This window comes from Serratia sp. CMO1, from assembly GCF_015689115.1.
In the GTDB taxonomy this organism is placed as follows: Bacteria; Pseudomonadota; Gammaproteobacteria; order Enterobacterales; family Enterobacteriaceae; genus Serratia; species Serratia marcescens.
Genome location: NZ_CP065032.1, coordinates 4,259,593 through 4,277,408, shown reverse-complemented (window position 1 = coordinate 4,277,408; position 17,816 = coordinate 4,259,593). Strand labels below are relative to the sequence as shown.

Here is a 17,816-nt window from a genome sequence, read left to right as displayed (position 1 = left end):
TCCCCTTGCCGGGCGGCAAGGGGATTTTTTTCGCCTTAACCGAAGCGCTGGTCGCGGCCGTGCGGCTCGTCCAGATCCTGCGCCGGCCCGATGGAAATGATGCCGTGCGGGTTGATGGTGGCGTGGCTGCGGTAGTAGTGGTTGCGAATGTGCGGCAGGCTGACCGTTTCGGCGATGCCCGGCATCTGGTAGATGTCGCGCAGGAAACCGTACAGGTTCAGATAGTCGCTGATGCGGTGTTTGTCGCACTTGAAGTGGGTGACGTACACCGGATCGAAACGCACCAGCGTGGTCCACAGACGCAGGTCGGCTTCGGTCAGCCGATCGCCGGTCAGGTAGCGATGTTGCCCCAGGATCTGCTCAAGGCGCTCCAGCGCGTTGAATACCCCGTTGACCGCTTCGTCATAGGCTTCCTGGCTGGTGGCGAAACCGGCCTTGTACACGCCGTTGTTCACTTGATCGTAAATCCAGCCGTTCAGCTCATCGATCTTGCCGCGCAGATCGGTCGGGTAGTAGTCCCCAGCCCGAGCGCCGACGCCGTCAAACGCGCTGTTGAACATGCGGATGATGTCGGCGGATTCGTTGCTGACGATGGTTTGCCTCTGTTTATCCCACAGCACCGGCACGGTCACGCGCCCGCTGTAGTGCGGGTCTGCCCGCAGGTAGATCTGGTACAGGAAGTCGGCGTGATACAGCGGATCGCCGGTGGTTTCAGGAAAATCCTGGCCGAAGGTCCAGCCGTTTTCCAGCATCAGCGGGTGCACCACCGAGACCGGAATGATCTGCTCCAGCCCTTTCAATTTGCGCATCAGCAGCGTGCGGTGCGCCCAGGGGCAGGCGAGAGAAACGTACAGGTGATAACGGCCCGCTTCGGCCTGGAAGCCGCCCGCGCCGTGTTCGCCGGGCTGACCGTCGGCGGTCACCCAATTGCGAAACTGAGCGGTTGAACGTTTGAAACGGCCGCCGGTAGATTTCGTGTCATACCAGATGTCTTGCCAAACGCCATCGACGAGTTGTCCCATGGGAATCTCCTTGGTGTCCGAGTGAAAAACGACAGGGCCCGGCATGCCGGGCCCTGAATGACAGTTTAGATTACCATTTCTTGTTCAGAAGACGGTCGATGCTGAAGCCGCCCGGGCCTGCGACCGCCAACACGATGAAGCCGCCGGCGATGGTCAGGTTTTTCATGAACATCAGCTGGTTTACTCCTTCCGCAAAATCAGTGTGGAACAGCAGCGCGGTCAGGATGGTGAAACCGGCAGTGAACAGCGCCACGGTGCGGGTCAGGAAGCCGAACAGGATCGCCAGACCGCCGCCAAACTCCAGCAGAATGGTCAGCGGCAGCAAGAAGCCAGGCACGCCCATCGATTGCATGTACTGTTGAGTTCCGGCGTAAGCGTCACCCATTTTGCCGTAGCCTGCCACGATAAACAGGATTGGCATCAGGATACGAGCAACCAGCAAACCTGCATCTTCTAATTTTTTCATCATCTACTCCAAAGTGTTTTTGTGTGCCTGTTCGGCGGTAGTCATATCAACGGGCGGCGTAGCGGGTCTCTGACCCTGTCCGCTCCGTATCGTATTGATGGAGTGAATGTTAAGCGGGAAGTGCTCAGGTTGTTAGCAAGTAAAACTGTCGTAATTTTTCAAAAAATCTGAATCTTTAGCGTGCTAATAAAATACCGCCGATCAGCAGGTTGCCCGGCCCCGGGGTTAGACGCGTTGTATCAAGGGAGAAAATGCGGGCAGAGCAACAGGAGGTTTGAAGGAAAGGCTAAGTGGCTTACTTGGAGGAAAACGTCTTTTTAAACAGTCGAATAGCGCTCCAGGCGCCGAAAGCACGACGCGACCAGCGGATCATCTTGCTGGGGTGGCGGATGCCGTACAGCGCCATGACGCTGGAACCGAGTACCAGATAGCGGCGCAGGCCAAACACTGTCTGCCAGCCGCGGTCAATGCGTTCGGTCTTTTCCAGCCACAAAGACTTGTGTTCGGCCAGATCCAGACGCTGTTGCTGGATCTGGCGAATCAGCCTCTCTTTTTTCCATTCCAGGTAGCGGCGGCGGCTCATGGTTCGCGCTCCAGTTCGGCGCGGTCGAGTTCCAACTGCTTGCGCGTGGCGCCCAGCAGCGTGGTGCGACGAGCCTTGACCAGCGTCCAGATGGTGCCGACCACGGCCAGGAACAGCAGCACGCCGGTTGTTGCGCCCAGCGCCACCAGCCGGTAGACCGGATCGATGGCCCAGAAGATCAGGATCAGCAGGCTCATCAAACCGAAGGCGGTGAACAGCAGCGTCATGCCGGCCATGATCAGCAGCTGGATGAGGTTGGCTTTCTCCTCTTCCAGCTCGACTACCGCCAGCCGGACACGGGTTTCCACCATGCCGACCAGGATCGTGATGATGCGCTGACCGATATCCAGGACCCCTTTGGCGGGGCCCTGCGCGCGAACTTGCGGTTGTTCAGCCATGATTAACGACGCGCGAGCAGCACGCCCAACACCACGCCGACCGCCGCGCCGATACCGATGCCGGTCCACGGGTTGTCGCGCACGTAGTCGTCGGCCTGGCCGGCGATCTGTTTGGTTTGCGAAGCCAGCTTGTCACCGGCGTCGCTCAGGCGAGCGCGGGTCTCTTTCAGCGCGCCTTCCGCTTTCGAACGCAGCTTCTCCAACTCGGCTTTCGGCTTGTCGGTGGAGGAGTTCAGCACTTCCTCCAGCGTATCGGCTAAGGACTTCAGTTCAGCGCGTAAGTTTTCTGCATTTGAATCATGTGCCATGTGATTATTCCTTAACGTTTATTTCGACAGACTTTTAACATAGCGGATTTTTTCGCCGGAGCAAAGGGGTGATGGTCAGCAGATAACACCAGACATCAATTTCATATGCTTAAGAAATCCCGTACGATGGGGCTCTCATCGACAAATCCGCTGGTATAAAAATTATTCCGCCTGGGCGCGTTTCAGCTCAGCCTGCGCTTCCGTCAGCTTTTGCTGTTTCTTGGCGACCTTGTCCAGCTTGCCGGTTTGCTGCGCTTCTTTCAGCTCCTGCCGGCGCTCGTCGACCTTGCGCTGTTTCTCTGCGATGTTTTTCTGGCGTTCGGCCTGCAGGCCGGCTTCGGTGCAGTGGGTCTGCACTTCGCTCAGCGCTTTTTTCAGCCCTTCCACGCGGCGGGTGTTGCCGTGTTGGGTGGCGTAGTCAATTTGCTGCTGGATGTCTTGCGCTTTGGCGGCGCAGCCGCCCTCAGCGGCTGAAGCGAGCGCCGGCAGCGTGCAGAGTGGCAACAGCAGTAACAGTGAGTGGCGTAATTTCATCTTTCAGTTCCTTTTCATGAGATGCCTGAACAGGCATCCGCTTTCCTGGCTGCCGAAGGCGGCAGCACGAGAGGAGGGCGTTCATCGCCGGCTGAAGTTACCCTTCAGCATAGTCATGAAACCGGCGAGCCCCCAAAGAATCAGCCGTGACCCAGTGCTGACTGATTAATTCTTGAGCTAATCGATGCGAATGAAAATGAAGATAATGGCAATGAAAGGAAACCCCTTCATATGAAGGGGGATTATCCCAGATTGAGTGGGGAACGCGCAAATTCGCGCACCCAATGCGACGGCACGGGGGACTCGCTCAATGCGATGTGGTAACCGGGCGGCAGAATGGTTTGCAACGCTTCGCGCGCCAGCAATTGCTGCTCTGGCGAATCCAGACGGATGACCAGGCCATCGCCTTCCGGCGTAATGCTTTTGATGCGGATGCCGCGTTCATCCAGGCGCTGGTAGACATAAAAGCCGTCGGGCAGCGACAGCCCTTGCTGGCTGGCGCGGATGCGCAGCTCGCTCTCGGTGCGTACCATACAGGGCACCAACAGCGTCGCCAACGCCAGCAGGGCGAGCGCGATCATCAGGACGTATTGCCAGCGCGGGCGCTTTGCTGTCACGCCCCTTTCCCCGAGTTCTGGCTGTTGGCGCGCTTCTTGCGCCACAACACGATCAACGAGCCGACCAGCCCGACCACCAGCAATACCAGCGGTAACATCATCAGGCAGAACATCAGCTGATCTTCATACTTGCGGAACACCGGAGTTTTCCCCAGGGCGAAGCCCAGCGTCGTCAAGATCAAGACCCACAGCAGGCCGCTCATCCAGTTGAAGAACTGGAAGCGCGCGTTGCTCAGGCCGGACAGGCCGGCGATGGTTGGCAGCAGGGTGCGCACGAAGGCCAGGAAGCGGCCGACCAGCAGGGCGGAAAGGCCGTGGCGGTGGAACAGGTTGTGAGCGCGTTGATGGTAGTGAGCCGGCAGATGCGAAAGCCAGCCTTGCACCGTTCGCGTATTGCCGAGCCACCGGCCTTGTATATAACTGACCCAGCACCCCAGGCTGGCGGCGACGGTCAGGATAACGATGGTCAATGGGAAGCCCATGGTGCCTTTGGCGATCAGGACGCCGACCAGGATCAGCAGGCTGTCACCCGGCAGGAAAGCGGCCGGCAGCAGGCCGTTCTCCAAAAACAGGATCATGAACAGCAGGATGTAGAGGGTCCACACCAACGAAGGGTTCGCCAGCGTCTCAAAATCCTGCTGCCATAAGGCATGTATCAGTTCTTTAATGATGTCCATCCGGTGTTCCTAAAACGTCATTGTTTATTTTTATCTCAGCGGCGGAGCGGGCGTGAGCTGAAAGCGCGCGGCGATCCTGAGTGCTGATAACGATGAAACGGCGTTGCTTTAAGGTTTCTAAGCGGTGCGACACCGGTCATAGGTGGTAAGTCAGCGTGCCACGGTACTGCATGTTGCTTTCTTTCCAACCGGCCTGGCGACTCTGTTGCCTGGAAGCGTCCAGCATCCAGTCGACCTGGGCAAGCCGGTTGGGGGCCGGGGTGTCCTGGCGGGGGAAGCGAATTCGGTAACCCGGCTCTGCGGCCAGGGTATAGACCGGCGCCGGCAGGGAGGATGCGAGCAGCGAACCGGAGAAAGAGTGCGCTCTGGGCAGCAGCAGCGGCAACTTGCCGGGGGCTTTGCGGCGCGCTTCGGCCGGCGCCCGATACACATGATCATAGGGGGAAAGCGCCGGCTCCGCCAGCAGCGGCAGGCTGCTCAGCGCGCTGGGGGTTGGCTTGGGTGACGCCACGCATAGCTGTTGGCCGGAGACCGAACCGGTCCAGCAGAAAACAGCAATCAGCATGGCAAACAACCAGCGCATTTATTCGCGTCCCGCCCCCGCAGCAATGGGTAAAAAAGTGGGCTAACTCTACCAAAATAGCACGATTGGCAACAGGGAAATCTACGTTGCCGACGGTGAAATAGTACACGGCAAACGGCGGTTCCGGCATCGATTCAGCGGATTTTACATTACCTGACATAAGCCGACGGTTTTTGACCGCCGTGGCTATTTCGGCTCGTGGTTCACGCCATCCAGATGCACCACCGGATTCTCGGCGAACAGGTAGCGATCGGCGTTGTATTCGAAGTCATCGCTGGTGGCGTTGAACAGCATCTGTTTGGTGTTTTCCAGGTGCTGCCACATCGCCAGTTTGGCGGCGTAAGGGTCTTTGCGCATCAGCGCTTTGAGGATCTGATCGTGATCGTCGCACCAGCTGGCGATCGAGCGTTCGTCGATATGTTCATGCAGTTTTTTCCAGTAAGGGTTGTTGACCCGCTGCACCCACATTTTTTCCACGATGGTGGCCATGGCGGTGTTCTGGGTGGCCAGCGCCACCTGCACGTGGAACTTCAGATCCCACTGCGAGTCGCGGAAGCGATCCTCTTTACGGGCGTGCTCCTGGATCTCCATCAACTGCACGATATCTTGTTTGGTCACCTGGGTGGCGGCGAATTCGGCGATGTTGCTTTCTATCAGCTGGCGCGCCTGCAGCAGCTCAAACGGGCCGGCGGTGGCGAACTCGATGCTGTCGCCCGGCACCACCAGGTGCTTTTGCTGGTTGGACACCACGTGGATCCCGGATCCTTTGCGCACGTCCACATAGCCTTCCACCTCCAGCATGATGATCGCTTCGCGCACCACGGTGCGGCTGACATTCATCTCTTCGGCGATGTATCGCTCGGCCGGCAGCTTGTCGCCTACCGGGTAGCGGCCGCTTTCGATGCGTTGCTTGAGCTCGGCGGCCAGTTGCTGATACAGGCGTCTGGTTTCGGTGAATTCCATAGTGAATGCTCTATACGGTGCGGTGGGAAGGGGCGCGTGGCCATCGGATTTGTTATACCACTTATTCGGCACCGCTGCCAGAGGAGCAAGAGGCCCGACGCGCAGCGGCCGGGCGGCGGGATCAGCTGCGCGCCGGGACAGGCTGCAGCGTGGCCGGCTGCGTTTCGGCGGCCGGGCGGTTTTGCAACACCGTCCAGATGACGATGGCGCCGAGAATGTCGAAGACCGACAGCGCGGCGAACAGCGGGCTGAAGCCGAGGGTGTCCGCCAGGGCGCCGACCACCAGGGCGAACAGTGTGCTGGCTGTCCAGGCCGCCATGCCGGTCAACCCGTTGGCGGTCGCCACCTCATTGCGGCCGAATACGTCGGAAGAGAGGGTAATCAACGCGCCGGACAGCGCCTGATGGGCGAAGCCGCCGACGCACAGCAGCGCGATAGCCGCGTAAGGGCTGGTGAACAGGCCGATCATGCCGGGGCCGATCATCAACACCGCTCCCATCGTCACCACCAGCTTGCGTGAGACGATCAGATTAACCTTGAAATACTTCTGGAACAGCGGCGGCAGGTAGCCGCCGACGATGCAGCCGAGATCGGCGAACAGCATCGGCATCCAGGCGAACATGGCAATCTCTTTCAGATTAAAACCGTAGGCCTTGAACATGAACAGCGGGATCCAGGCGTTGAAGGTGCCCCAGGCCGGTTCCGCCAGAAAGCGCGGCAGCGCGATGCCCCAGAACTGGCGGTTGCGCACGATCTGCCAGGCGGACATCTTTTTGGCGTTAGAGGTCTGGTGCTGCGCTTCCTGGCCTTCGAGGATGTAACGGCGCTCTTCCTGGCTCAGTTTCTTCTGATCTTTCGGGTGTTTGTAGAACAGCAGCCAACAAATGGCCCAGATCAGGCTCAGCACGCCGGTGATGATGAACGCCATTTCCCAGCTGTGCGCCACGATGGCCCATACCACCAGCGGTGGGGCGATCATGCCGCCGATCGATGAACCCACGTTGAAATAACCGACGGCGATCGAACGCTCTTTGGCCGGAAACCACTCGCTGCTGGCCTTCAGCCCGGCGGGGATCATCGCCGCCTCGGCCATGCCGACCGCGCCGCGCGCCAGCGCCAGGCCGCCCCAGCTGTTGGCCAGCGCGGTGCCCATGCAGAACAGCGCCCACAGAATGGCGAACATGGCGTAACCGACCTTGGTGCCCAGCACGTCCAGCACGTAGCCCGCCACCGGTTGCATCACGGTGTAGCAGGCGGAATAGGCGGCGACGATATAGGAATACTGTTGGGTGGTGATGTGCAGCGTATCTTCCAGCGTCGGCGCCGCGACGGCGATGGCGTTGCGGGTCAGGTAGCCCAGCACGGTGCCGATGGTCACCAGTCCGATCATGTACCAGCGTAACCCTTTAATTTTACGCATCCGAAATGTCTCCCCGTTTGAAGGTGTGGCCGTCGATGCGGCTGGCGAGACAATAACCTGTCATACAGGTTTAAAAGTTGAGTGATATCACAAAAGGAATTATTCGCCTGAGCGATACTGTGGCCGGTGAAATAGGGCATTTTTGCCGGTAAATTGAGCGAAAAAGGGCGTGGAGAGAGGATGAACGGCAGACATCGGGAAAAATCTGCTGGACGCTAGTTAAAATTGGTGTGATAACTTTTGTGATTCGAACCCCGTGCCGCACGGCAAGTAAGGAGCCCGAGATGGCGACGTTTTTGAGCGAAGATTTCCTGCTGGACAGCGAATTTGCCCGGCGCTTGTATCACGATTATGCGGCGCCGCAGCCGATTTTCGATTATCACTGCCATTTGCCGCCGCAGCAGATCGCGGAGAATACCCGCTTCAGCAACCTGTACGATATCTGGCTGCGGGGCGATCACTACAAATGGCGGGCGATGCGCACTAACGGCGTGGCGGAGCGGTTATGCACCGGCGATGCGGGCGATCGCGAGAAATTCGACGCCTGGGCCGCCACGGTGCCGCACACCATCGGCAACCCGCTCTATCACTGGACGCATCTGGAGCTGCGTCGGCCGTTCGGCATCACCGGCACGCTGCTGTCGCCGGCCACGGCGGATGAGATCTGGCAGCGCGGTAATGCGCTATTGGCGCAGGATGCGTTTCGCGCGCGCGGCATCATGCGGCAGATGAACGTGAAAATGGTCGGCACCACCGACGATCCGATCGACGATCTGCGCCACCATCGGGCGATCGCCGACGATCGTGGCTTCGATATCAAGGTATTGCCGAGCTGGCGGCCGGACAAGGCTTTCACCATCGATGCGCCCGGCTTCAACGACTATCTGCGGCAGTTGGAGGCGGCGGCGGACACCGCCATCGGCCGCTTCAGCACGCTGTGCGACGCGCTGTACAAGCGCATGGATCACTTCGCCGCCCACGGTTGCAAGGTGGCCGATCATGCGCTGGACGTGGTGGTGTTCGGCGAGGCCGATGAAGCGACGTTGGATGCGATCCTGCTGCGCCGCCTGAACGGCGAGCTGCCGACGCCGGAACAGAGCGCCCAGTTCAAAAGCGCGGTGCTGCTGTTCCTGGCCGGCGAATACCGGCGCCGCGGCTGGGTGCAGCAGTATCACATCGGCGCGCTGCGCAATAACAACAGCCGCATGCTGGCCGCCGTCGGGCCGGATATCGGCTTCGACTCGATCAACGATCGGCCGCTGGCGGAACCGCTGTCGCGGCTGCTGGATGCCCAGGCGCGGCAGGGGGGCCTGCCGAAAACCATTCTCTACTGCCTCAACCCGCGCGATAACGAAGTGATCGGCACCATGATCGGCAATTTCCAGGGGGAAGGCACGCCGGGCAAGATGCAGTTCGGCTCCGGCTGGTGGTTCAACGATCAGAAGGACGGCATGCAGCGCCAAATGACGCAGCTGGCGCAGCTCGGGCTGCTGAGCCGCTTCGTCGGCATGCTGACCGACAGTCGCAGCTTCCTGTCGTATACGCGCCATGAATACTTCCGCCGCATCCTTTGCCAGATGATCGGTCGTTGGGTGGCGGACGGCGAAGCGCCGGCGGATATCGCGCTGCTGGGCGAGATGGTGAAAAACATCTGCTTCGACAACGCCAAAGACTATTTCGCCATTGAACTGGCGTAGCCGTTATCCGGGACCGGTTTATGCAAAGTACGATAAAGATTCATGAGCAGGATAACGTGGCGGTGGCGCTGCGCGATCTGGCTGCCGGAGAGTGCGTTGAGCTGGAAGGCGCGGTCATCCAACTGGCGCAGCCGGTGGCGCGCGGGCACAAATTTGCGCTCGGCCCAATCGCCGAGGGCGAAGACATCATCAAATACGGCCAGCCGATCGGCCATGCGCTCGCGGCCATTGCGCCTGGGGAGCACATTCATTCGCAAAACGTCAAAACCAACCTGAGCGATCTGGACAGCTACCGTTACCAGCCGCAGTTCCCGACGTTGCCGCCGCAGGCGGCGGATCGCGAGGTGCTGCTGTACCGCCGGGCCGGCGGCGAAGTGGGGATCCGCAACGAGCTGTGGATCGTGCCGACCGTCGGCTGCGTCAACGGCATCGCCCGTCAGATCCAACAGCGCTTTTTGCAGCAAACGCAGGCGGACGGGATCGACGGCGTTCACCTGTTCAGCCATCCGTTCGGCTGCTCGCAGCTTGGGCAGGATCATGCCAATACTCGCATCATGCTGCAAAACATGGCGCGCCACCCCAACGCCGGCGCGGTGCTGGTGATCGGGCTGGGTTGCGAGAACAATCAGGTGGATGCCTTTCGCGCCACGTTGGGGATAGAGGACGAGCGGCGGCTGCGCTTTATGGTGTGCCAACAACAGGACGACGAAGTGGAAGCCGGGCTGGCGCTGTTGCACGAGCTGTACCGGGAGATGCGCCACGATCGCCGCGAGCCGGGCCGCCTGAGCGAGCTGAAGTTCGGCCTGGAGTGCGGCGGTTCGGACGGATTGTCGGGTATCACCGCCAACCCGCTGCTGGGGCGGTTCTCCGATTATGCGATCGCCAACGGCGGCACCACGGTGCTGACCGAAGTGCCGGAGATGTTCGGCGCCGAGCGCATTCTGATGAGCCGCTGTCGCGATGGGGAGACCTTCGGCAAAACCGTCGACATGATCAACGATTTCAAACGCTATTTCATTGCCCATCAGCAGCCGATTTATGAGAATCCGTCGCCGGGCAACAAGGCCGGTGGCATCACCACGCTGGAGGAGAAGTCGCTTGGCTGCACCCAAAAGGCGGGGCTAAGCCAGGTGGTGGACGTGTTGAAATACGGCGAGCGGCTGCGCGTGCCGGGGCTGAATCTGCTCAGCGCGCCGGGCAACGATGCGGTGGCGACCAGCGCGCTGGCCGGCGCCGGCTGTCATATGGTGCTGTTCAGCACCGGGCGCGGCACGCCGTACGGCGGCTTTGTGCCGACGGTGAAGCTGGCGACCAACAGCGAGCTGGCGGCGAAGAAACCGCACTGGATCGATTTCGACGCCGGCGGCCTGGTTCACGGCGTGGCGATGGAGACGTTGCTCAGCCGCTTCATCGACCTGATTGTCGAGATCGCCAACGGGCGTCCGGCGCGTAATGAAACCAACGACTTCCGCGAGCTGGCGATATTTAAAAGCGGGGTGACGCTGTAAGGCTGATAAAAAAGGCGCTCGAGGGAGCGCCTTTTTGATGAGGCAAGGCGGGGTTAACGCACCTTCAGCGGGTCTTCGTTCGCCAGCCGCTGGTCTTCCGCCTGGCAGGCCGCGGCGGTGAACAGCACGTCGGTGGAGGAGTTGAGGGCGGTTTCCGCCGAATCCTGCAGCACGCCGATGATAAAGCCGACCGCCACCACCTGCATCGCCACGTCGTTCGGAATGCCGAACATGTTGCACGCCAGCGGGATCAGCAGCAGCGAGCCGCCGGCCACGCCGGAGGCGCCGCAGGCGCAGAGGGCGGCCACCACGCTCAGCAACAGGGCGGTCGGGACGTCTACCGCGATGCCCAGCGTGTTTACCGCCGCCAGCGTCAGCACGGTGATGGTGATCGCCGCGCCGGCCATGTTGATGGTGGCGCCCAGCGGAATGGAAACCGAGTAGGTGTCCTCATTCAGGTTCAGCTTCTTGCACAGCTCCATGTTTACCGGGATGTTGGCGGCCGAGCTGCGGGTGAAGAAGGCGGTCACGCCGCTCTCGCGCAGGCAGGCGAACACCAGCGGATACGGATTGCGGCGGATCTTCCAGTAAACGATCAGCGGGTTGAGCACCAGCGCCACCAGCAGCATACAGCCGAGCAGCACCATCAGCAGCTGGGCGTAGCCCCACAGCACGCCGAAGCCGGTTTCCGCCAGCGTGGAGGCCACCAGGCCGAAGATGCCGAGCGGCGCACAGCGGATCACCGCGCGCACCACCAGCGTGACCGCATGGGACATGTCGTTGATCAGCCCCTTGGTGGTCTCGGAAGCGTGGCGCAGCGCCAGCCCCAGCCCGACGGCCCACGCCAGAATACCGATGTAGTTGGCGTTAATCAGCGCATGGAACGGGTTGGCCACCACGCTCATCAACAGGCCCTTCATCACCTCCACAATGCCGCCCGGCGGGGTAATGTCGGTCGCGCCGGTGGTCAGCGCCAGCGTGGAAGGGAAGATAAAGCTGACGACGACCGCCACCAGCGCTGCGGCGAAGGTGCCCAGCAGGTAGAGGAACAGGATCGGGCGAATGTTGGTTTTCTGCCCCTGTTTATGGTTGGCGATCGAGGCCATCACCAGAATCAGCACCAGCACCGGCGCCACCGCTTTCAGCGCGCCGACGAACAGGGAACCGAGCAGGCCGACCGCCGCCGCGGCCGCCGGCGAAACCAGCGCCACCAGAATGCCGGCCACCAGGCCGGCCATGATTTGTTTGACCAGGCTGCCCTGCGTGATCTTTTGTAGTAGTTTTTGCATAGTGCTTTCTTCCTGATGTTATCTGGCCGCCGCGGCGGGAACGACGCCGGGCAGCTTTATATGATTCTGTAACTAAGTGTGTTTGCCGAATCAGTATTCAGCAATCGAATGAGGTTGGAAAGAGGCGAGGGTGAAATTCTGAGCGCGGATCAACACTTGATAACATACTGGTTACATTTGTGTGATCGCAATAACGTTTGGCGTTTTGGGGGAATTGCCAAACAATCGCGGGGCGGCTAGCGCCCCGGATAACAGATTATGGTTATTTCTTCGCCAGGCGATCGTTGCGGCGATTGACCCAGGCGTTGATCAGCAAGGTGAGCGTCAGGATGCCCGCCACCACGCCGAGCGATATGCCGATCGGGATGTGGAAGAAGTCGATAATCAGCATCTTGATACCGATAAACACCAGGATCACCGACAGGCCGTATTTCAGCATCGAGAAACGTTCCGCCACGTTGGCCAGCAGGAAGTACATGGCGCGCAGACCCATGATGGCGAACAGGTTAGAGGTCAGGACGATGAACGGATCGGTGGTCACGGCGAAGATCGCCGGAATGCTGTCCACCGCGAAAATCACGTCGCTCAGTTCCACCAGGATCAGCACCAGCACCAGCGGGGTGGCGAACAGGATGCCGTTGCGGCGCACGAAGAAACGCTCGCCTTCCAGGCTGTCGGTCATGCGCAAGCGGCTGCGCAGCCATTTCACCAGCGGTTTGTCGCCGATCGCCGAGTCATCTTCCTTCGCCAGCGCCATTTTAATACCGGTGAACAGCAGGAAAGCGCCGAACAGATACAGCAGCCACTGGAACTGGCTGACCAGCCAGCTGCCGGCGAAGATCATGATGGTGCGCAGCACGATTGCGCCCAGCACGCCGTAGATCAGCACCCGCCGTTGCAGGTTGGCCGGCACGGCGAAGTAGCTGAACAGCATCAGCCAGACGAACACATTATCCACCGCCAGCGCTTTTTCGATCAGGTAACCGGTCAGGAAGGCCAGCGCCTGGGTATCGGCGACGGCGCGCCCGGCGGTTTCATTCAGGTAGTACCAGAAACCGAAGTTGAACAGCAGGGAGAGGCTGACCCACACCAGCGACCAACTGGCGGCCTGCTTCATAGTCATGGTGTGCGCGCCTTTACGGCCCTGCAACAGGAGATCGATTGCGAGCATCACGACTATGACGGCGGCGAAGCTGCCCCATAACCACGGTGTGCCAACGGAATTCATCATCAGAGGTATCCTTCAAAAACAAAAACGGCCAACGTCGGAAGACGCCAGCCGCTCTGTGAACGCTGCAAGCAAACCTCGCCTTCCGGCAAGGTCTCACTTACAACGTTGATGAAGGTGGTTACACCTTTGACATCAGGTTGCCCGGTAACCGGATGCTTGCGCATCGTAATGACGATTGACCGGCAATGAAGTTACTCCCCTTTGCAGAGCAGAAAGTAATGCAAAATGTGTCGGCGGTCAACGTGAATCGCGTTAGCCGGCCATCGCTTTTTGCGCACCGAGGCTGACGACGAATCCCTGCAGCAGCAGGCGGCTGAACGGCGTGTCGCTAACCTGTTGTTGTTGCTGGTGGTAGCGGGCTTGCTGCTCGGGATGCAGCTGGCCGAGCCACTGCAGATACTGGCTCATCACCGCGCCGTTGAATTCCGGGTGGAACTGGGTGGTCAGGGCATGATCGCCATAGCGCAGGATCTGGTGCGCGTCCTGCTGCGAACGCGCCAGCGTCTGCGCGCCGGCGGGCGGCGTGAGCACGCTCTGCGAGTGGATCAGGTTGGCCTTGAAGCGCGGCGGCAGCAGAGTGAGCCGCCGATCGTCGGCCGCGGCGGGCAGCAGTTCGATCTCCAGCGTGCCGACTTCCATGCCCTGCGGGTGGTAACCCACTTCGCCGCCGAGCGCGTAGGCCAACAGCTGATGGCCGTAGCAGACGCCGAACAGCGGCAGTGTGATCGCCATCGCCTGACGCAGCCATTCGGCGGCCTCCTCGCTCCACGGCAGTCGTTCGGTCACCATCGCCGGCGAGCCGGTGATGACCACGCCGCAATAGGCGGCCGGCGGCAACGGCCGTTCGCCGGCGGGCAGATGCACGATGTGCGCGCGTTCGGCATCGATATTGCCCTGTTGCAGGAACATGCCTTCAAAGTTTGCCAATTCCTGACGAATGGCCTGCGGCGCGTCGCCGGTTTGCATCACGAGCAGCGGTTTCATCTCATTCTCCGTCGGCGGGGAAGACGACGCCGGTCTGGCGGCGGATATCGGTCAGCAGGCGGGCGACGATCAGCGAATTCTCCAGCCCCGGATGTTCCACCTGACGCTTCTCAACCAACTCGGCGAAGGCCAGCGCCTCATACAGCATGGTGTTGATGTGCTGCGGCTGGCTCAGATCCTGGCGGTTGCCGCCGCGCGGCGTCAGCGCCACGCCCTGGCACTCGGAGATTTTGTCGATAATCAGCGTGCCTTCTTCTCCCTGGATCTCGCTGGGGATCGCCGAGTCGCTGACCTTGGAATGGGAAAGCGTGACGTCGAAATCGCCGTAGTTCAGGCAGACGGTGCCGTGGGCGTCCACTCCGGTATCGAGCAGCGTGGCGCTGGCGAGCACCGACTGCGGCGCGCCGAACAGCGCCACCGCGCTGGCCAGGCAGTAGTAGCCGATGTCCATGATCGAGCCGTTGGAGAACTGCAGATTAAACGTGTTGGGGTTCTCGCCGGCCAGGTAGCGCGGGTAGCGCGAAGAGTATTGGCAATAGTTGATGAAGGCTTTGCGCAGCCGGCCGATTTTCGGCAATGCCAGTTGCAGCGCCAGAAAATTCGGCAGATAGGCGCTTTTGAACGCCTCGAACAGCACCACCTGGTTTTCCCGCGCGCAGGCTACCACCTGTTCCGCTTCGCGCTGGTTGGAGGCCAGCGGTTTTTCGCAGATCACATGCTTTTTATGGCGCAGGAACAGCAGCGATTGCGGGCAGTGCAGGGAGTTGGGGCTGGCGATATACACCGCGTCTATGGCATCGGACTGGGCCATGGTCTCGAGCGAGTCGAAAAACTGCGTGACCTGATAGTTGGCGCCAAACGCCTGCGCCTGTTCCAGGGAGCGTGAATACACGGCGCTCAACTTGAGTTTGCCGCTTTCATGGGCGGCATCGATAAAACGTTCCGTAATCCAGTTGGTGCCGACAACGGCAAAGCGAATCATAGCGAGCTCCGGTCCAGCCTAAAACCGCAGATTATCACGCCCTCAGTCGCTATGCATACAGCTCGCCGAACAGCGAAAGGTGCGTCAGATACAGCCGGGTATCGAACTCCAGCTGGTGGTAATCCGGCTCCATATGGCAGCACAGGCTGTAGAACGCCTTGTTATGATCTTTCTCTTTCAGATGCGCCAGCTCATGCACCACGATCATGCGCAGGAACGGCTCGGGCGCGACCTTGAACACCGTCGCCACGCGGATTTCCGCCTTGGCCTTCAGCTTGCCGCCCTGCACGCGCGAGATGGCGGTGTGCAGGCCCAGCGCATGTTTCATGACGTGGATCTTGCTGTCGTAGGCCACCTTGCTCAGCGGCTGGGCGTTGCGCAGATACTGGTTTTTCAGATCGACGGTAAACTGATACAGCGATTTGTCGGTGGTGCAGTCGTGCACCTGCGGATAGCGCTGCAGCAGCACTTCCCCCAGCCGATTCTGATGGATCAGTTGCTGCACCTGGCTTTGCAGATGCGTTGGGTAGCCTTGCAGGTAGGCGAGTTCGATGTCATGCATGAGTGATATTGCGCCTCAGTATTTCTTTGATCGGCCGCAGCCGCACACGCTGCGCATCGGCCTGTCTGGCTTCCCAGCGATCGTGCGCCGCCTGCAGGTTTAGCCAAAAGTCAGCGGTCGTTTCGAACAGATCGGCAAACAGATTGGCCTCGGCAACGCTCATGCGTCGATGCCCGTTGCACAGGCGATTGACGGTGGCGCGGGTGACGCCCAATACCTTTGCCAGTTCCTCCTGGCCGATGCCTAGCGGCGTTAAATATTCTTCCTGCAGCACTTCTCCCACCGTGGTGGGTTCGCGAGTCGTGGTTTCCAACATAGGTACCCCCTCGTTCAGGTATCTTGATGAGGATCGAGGTAAATTTTTTCAGCGGCATCATGCCGCCACTGAAACATCAGCCGCCAGTGCATATTGACGCGCAGACTTGACCATCCCTGAAATGGTCCGGATAGCCGCTTGTAATAGTTACCCGTGGGGTGATGCAAATCACGCTCTTGCTGCGCGGCGGCCAACATATCGAGTTTTCTGGCCAACTGTCGCTCAAGCGCGCCGGGGATCAGACGGCTGCGCCTGCCTTCCAGATAGAACTGCTCCAGATAGCGATCGCGGAAAGATTTAATCATGCTTTCCCCCTTCCATAGGGACTGCCAGTGTAACATTTAAAGTTACACCCCGTCAGGTTAAAAAAACGTCGACATGGGTGCTCGGGAGGGAAAGGTTAATGTTGTTAAAGGAGAAAAGGGGCACGGGTTTTCAGATACGCGGCGCAATACGCAATTTATCCGAAAAAACATTTTACTGACGGGCGTTTTTAGGGGATAAACAGCCCAAATTTTATCAGTCAGGAGGGGCAATGAGCCAACTCGATCTGGGAACACAGCAACTTGAGCTGGAGCGTTATCCCCAACAGGAAGAATCCACCCAACTGCAGGCGTGGGAAGCGGCGGACGAATATCTGCTGCAACAGCTTGAAAACGTAGATATCGGCGGCCGCCCGGTGCTGATTTTCAACGATAACTTCGGCACCCTGGCCTGTGCGTTGCACGCGCATCGCCCTTACAGCGTCAGCGACTCGTACATGAGCCAGCTGGCGACGCGCCACAACCTCAAGCTCAACGGTCTGGATCCCGAGCAGGTCACGCTGCTGGACAGCCTGGCCGAGCTGCCGGCGGCGCCGGCGGTGGTGCTGATTCGCGTGCCGAAAGCGCTGGCGCTGCTGGAACAGCAGTTGCGCGCGCTGCGCCACGTCGTGACCGAAGACACGCTGATCGTTGCCGGCGCCAAAGCGCGCGACGTGCACACCTCGACGATGCAGCTGTTTGAAAAAGTGCTGGGCCCAACGCGTACCAGCCTGGCGTGGAAGAAGGCGCGCCTGATCTTCTGCCAGGCGGCGGACATCGTTCCGCCGGCGGCAGCGGAAACCACCAACTGGACGCTGGACGGCACCGATTGGCTGATCCACAACCACGCCAACGTCTTCTCGCGCGGCAGCCTGGATATCGGCGCGCGCCTGTTTATGGAGCATCTGCCGCGCGGCTTGAACGGCCATATCGTCGATCTGGGCTGCGGCAACGGCGTGATTGGTTTGACGGCGCTGGCGCAAAACCCGGAAGCGCAGGTGACCTTTGTCGATGAATCTTACATGGCGGTGGCCTCCAGCGAGCTGAACGTGGAGCACAACCTGCCGCAAGAGCTGGATCGCTGTCAGTTTGAGGTGAACAACGCGCTGGCGGGCATCGAGCGCGAAAGCGTGCAGGCGGTGCTCTGCAACCCGCCGTTCCACCAGCAACACGCCATTACCGATCACACCGCCTGGCAGATGTTCTGCGACGCCAAGCGCTGCCTGCAGGTGGGCGGCGAATTGCGCATCGTCGGCAACCGTCACCTCGACTACCATCAGAAACTCAAGCGCCTGTTCGGCAACTGCACGCTGGTGGCCTCGAACAAGAAGTTCGTGATCCTTCGAGCGGTGAAATCCGGCGCGCGTCGCTGAG

General features: G+C 60.2%; 21 protein-coding genes. 3 read left to right on the top strand and 18 right to left on the bottom strand.

What is annotated here, in order from left to right; all coding sequences use genetic code 11:
• Positions 1 to 35: 35 nt before the first annotated feature.
• From IT763_RS20345 to IT763_RS20295, 11 genes are all read right to left on the bottom strand, one after another.
• Positions 36 to 1,022, bottom strand: coding sequence for a glutathione S-transferase family protein (locus IT763_RS20345; protein ID WP_004937116.1), 987 nt, complete (start codon positions 1,020 to 1,022; stop codon positions 36 to 38).
• A gap of 70 nt (positions 1,023 to 1,092) precedes the next feature.
• Positions 1,093 to 1,488, bottom strand: coding sequence for a DoxX family protein (locus IT763_RS20340; protein ID WP_016930186.1), 396 nt, complete (start codon positions 1,486 to 1,488; stop codon positions 1,093 to 1,095).
• A gap of 295 nt (positions 1,489 to 1,783) precedes the next feature.
• A complete protein-coding gene (locus IT763_RS20335; RefSeq protein WP_016930185.1) occupies positions 1,784 to 2,071 on the bottom strand; it encodes a YqjK-like family protein in 288 nt (95 codons plus the stop codon).
• A complete protein-coding gene (locus IT763_RS20330) occupies positions 2,068 to 2,469 on the bottom strand; it encodes a phage holin family protein (protein WP_015379160.1) in 402 nt (133 codons plus the stop codon). The genes IT763_RS20335 and IT763_RS20330 overlap by 4 nt, the downstream gene beginning before the upstream one ends.
• 2 nt (positions 2,470 to 2,471) lie before the next feature.
• Entirely contained in the window at positions 2,472 to 2,777 is a 306-nt protein-coding gene (locus IT763_RS20325; RefSeq protein ID WP_004937125.1) for a YqjD family protein, read from the bottom strand.
• A gap of 162 nt (positions 2,778 to 2,939) precedes the next feature.
• A complete protein-coding gene (locus tag IT763_RS20320) occupies positions 2,940 to 3,311 on the bottom strand; it encodes a DUF1090 domain-containing protein (RefSeq protein ID WP_048794645.1) in 372 nt (123 codons plus the stop codon).
• A gap of 242 nt (positions 3,312 to 3,553) precedes the next feature.
• The gene (mzrA, locus tag IT763_RS20315) at positions 3,554 to 3,892 is read right to left on the bottom strand and encodes an EnvZ/OmpR regulon moderator MzrA (RefSeq protein WP_016930183.1); all 339 of its coding nucleotides are present in this window, start codon (positions 3,890 to 3,892) and stop codon (positions 3,554 to 3,556) included.
• Between the two features lie 32 nt (positions 3,893 to 3,924).
• Entirely contained in the window at positions 3,925 to 4,605 is a 681-nt protein-coding gene (locus IT763_RS20310; RefSeq protein WP_206194965.1) for a DedA family protein, read from the bottom strand.
• 136 nt (positions 4,606 to 4,741) lie between these two features.
• Positions 4,742 to 5,188, bottom strand: a complete 447-nt coding sequence (locus tag IT763_RS20305) for a hypothetical protein (RefSeq protein ID WP_004937135.1) — start codon at positions 5,186 to 5,188, stop codon at positions 4,742 to 4,744.
• 186 nt (positions 5,189 to 5,374) lie between these two features.
• A complete protein-coding gene (exuR, locus tag IT763_RS20300; protein ID WP_004937137.1) occupies positions 5,375 to 6,151 on the bottom strand; it encodes a transcriptional regulator ExuR in 777 nt (258 codons plus the stop codon).
• 121 nt (positions 6,152 to 6,272) lie between these two features.
• Positions 6,273 to 7,571 carry an MFS transporter gene (locus IT763_RS20295; RefSeq protein WP_206194964.1) on the bottom strand — a complete coding sequence of 433 codons (1,299 nt, stop codon included), beginning with the start codon at positions 7,569 to 7,571 and terminating at the stop codon, positions 6,273 to 6,275.
• A gap of 284 nt (positions 7,572 to 7,855) precedes the next feature.
• Here IT763_RS20295 and uxaC point away from each other — a divergent pair, with 284 nt between their 5' ends.
• Positions 7,856 to 9,268, top strand: coding sequence for a glucuronate isomerase (gene uxaC / locus IT763_RS20290; RefSeq protein ID WP_079451619.1), 1,413 nt, complete (start codon positions 7,856 to 7,858; stop codon positions 9,266 to 9,268).
• A 20-nt stretch (positions 9,269 to 9,288) separates the two neighbouring features.
• Complete coding sequence (locus tag IT763_RS20285) at positions 9,289 to 10,776, top strand: UxaA family hydrolase (protein ID WP_049299891.1); 1,488 nt, start codon at positions 9,289 to 9,291, stop codon at positions 10,774 to 10,776.
• Positions 10,777 to 10,829: 53 nt separating this feature from the next.
• Here the strand turns inward: IT763_RS20285 and sstT are convergent, their stop codons facing one another.
• The 7 genes from sstT to IT763_RS20250 form a co-directional block, all read right to left on the bottom strand.
• Positions 10,830 to 12,065, bottom strand: a complete 1,236-nt coding sequence (gene sstT / locus IT763_RS20280) for a serine/threonine transporter SstT (protein WP_049299890.1) — start codon at positions 12,063 to 12,065, stop codon at positions 10,830 to 10,832.
• 262 nt (positions 12,066 to 12,327) lie between these two features.
• The gene (locus IT763_RS20275; protein WP_016930179.1) at positions 12,328 to 13,296 is read right to left on the bottom strand and encodes a TerC family protein; all 969 of its coding nucleotides are present in this window, start codon (positions 13,294 to 13,296) and stop codon (positions 12,328 to 12,330) included.
• 252 nt (positions 13,297 to 13,548) lie between these two features.
• Positions 13,549 to 14,280: a glutamine amidotransferase gene (locus tag IT763_RS20270; protein ID WP_206194963.1), complete on the bottom strand. Its 732-nt coding sequence runs from the start codon at positions 14,278 to 14,280 to the stop codon at positions 13,549 to 13,551.
• A gap of 1 nt (position 14,281) precedes the next feature.
• Positions 14,282 to 15,262, bottom strand: coding sequence for a Gfo/Idh/MocA family protein (locus tag IT763_RS20265; RefSeq protein WP_143778467.1), 981 nt, complete (start codon positions 15,260 to 15,262; stop codon positions 14,282 to 14,284).
• Between the two features lie 49 nt (positions 15,263 to 15,311).
• Positions 15,312 to 15,824, bottom strand: a complete 513-nt coding sequence (locus IT763_RS20260; protein WP_206194962.1) for a M48 family metallopeptidase — start codon at positions 15,822 to 15,824, stop codon at positions 15,312 to 15,314.
• Entirely contained in the window at positions 15,817 to 16,140 is a 324-nt protein-coding gene (locus IT763_RS20255; RefSeq protein WP_016930175.1) for a HigA family addiction module antitoxin, read from the bottom strand. Before IT763_RS20255 ends, IT763_RS20260 begins: the two co-directional genes overlap by 8 nt.
• Before the next feature lie 14 nt (positions 16,141 to 16,154).
• Positions 16,155 to 16,445: a type II toxin-antitoxin system RelE/ParE family toxin gene (locus IT763_RS20250; protein WP_016930174.1), complete on the bottom strand. Its 291-nt coding sequence runs from the start codon at positions 16,443 to 16,445 to the stop codon at positions 16,155 to 16,157.
• A gap of 230 nt (positions 16,446 to 16,675) precedes the next feature.
• On the opposite strand from IT763_RS20250, the gene rlmG reads away from it, so the two are divergent.
• Positions 16,676 to 17,815 carry a 23S rRNA (guanine(1835)-N(2))-methyltransferase RlmG gene (rlmG, locus tag IT763_RS20245; RefSeq protein ID WP_016930173.1) on the top strand — a complete coding sequence of 380 codons (1,140 nt, stop codon included), beginning with the start codon at positions 16,676 to 16,678 and terminating at the stop codon, positions 17,813 to 17,815.
• Position 17,816 lies beyond the last annotated feature (1 nt).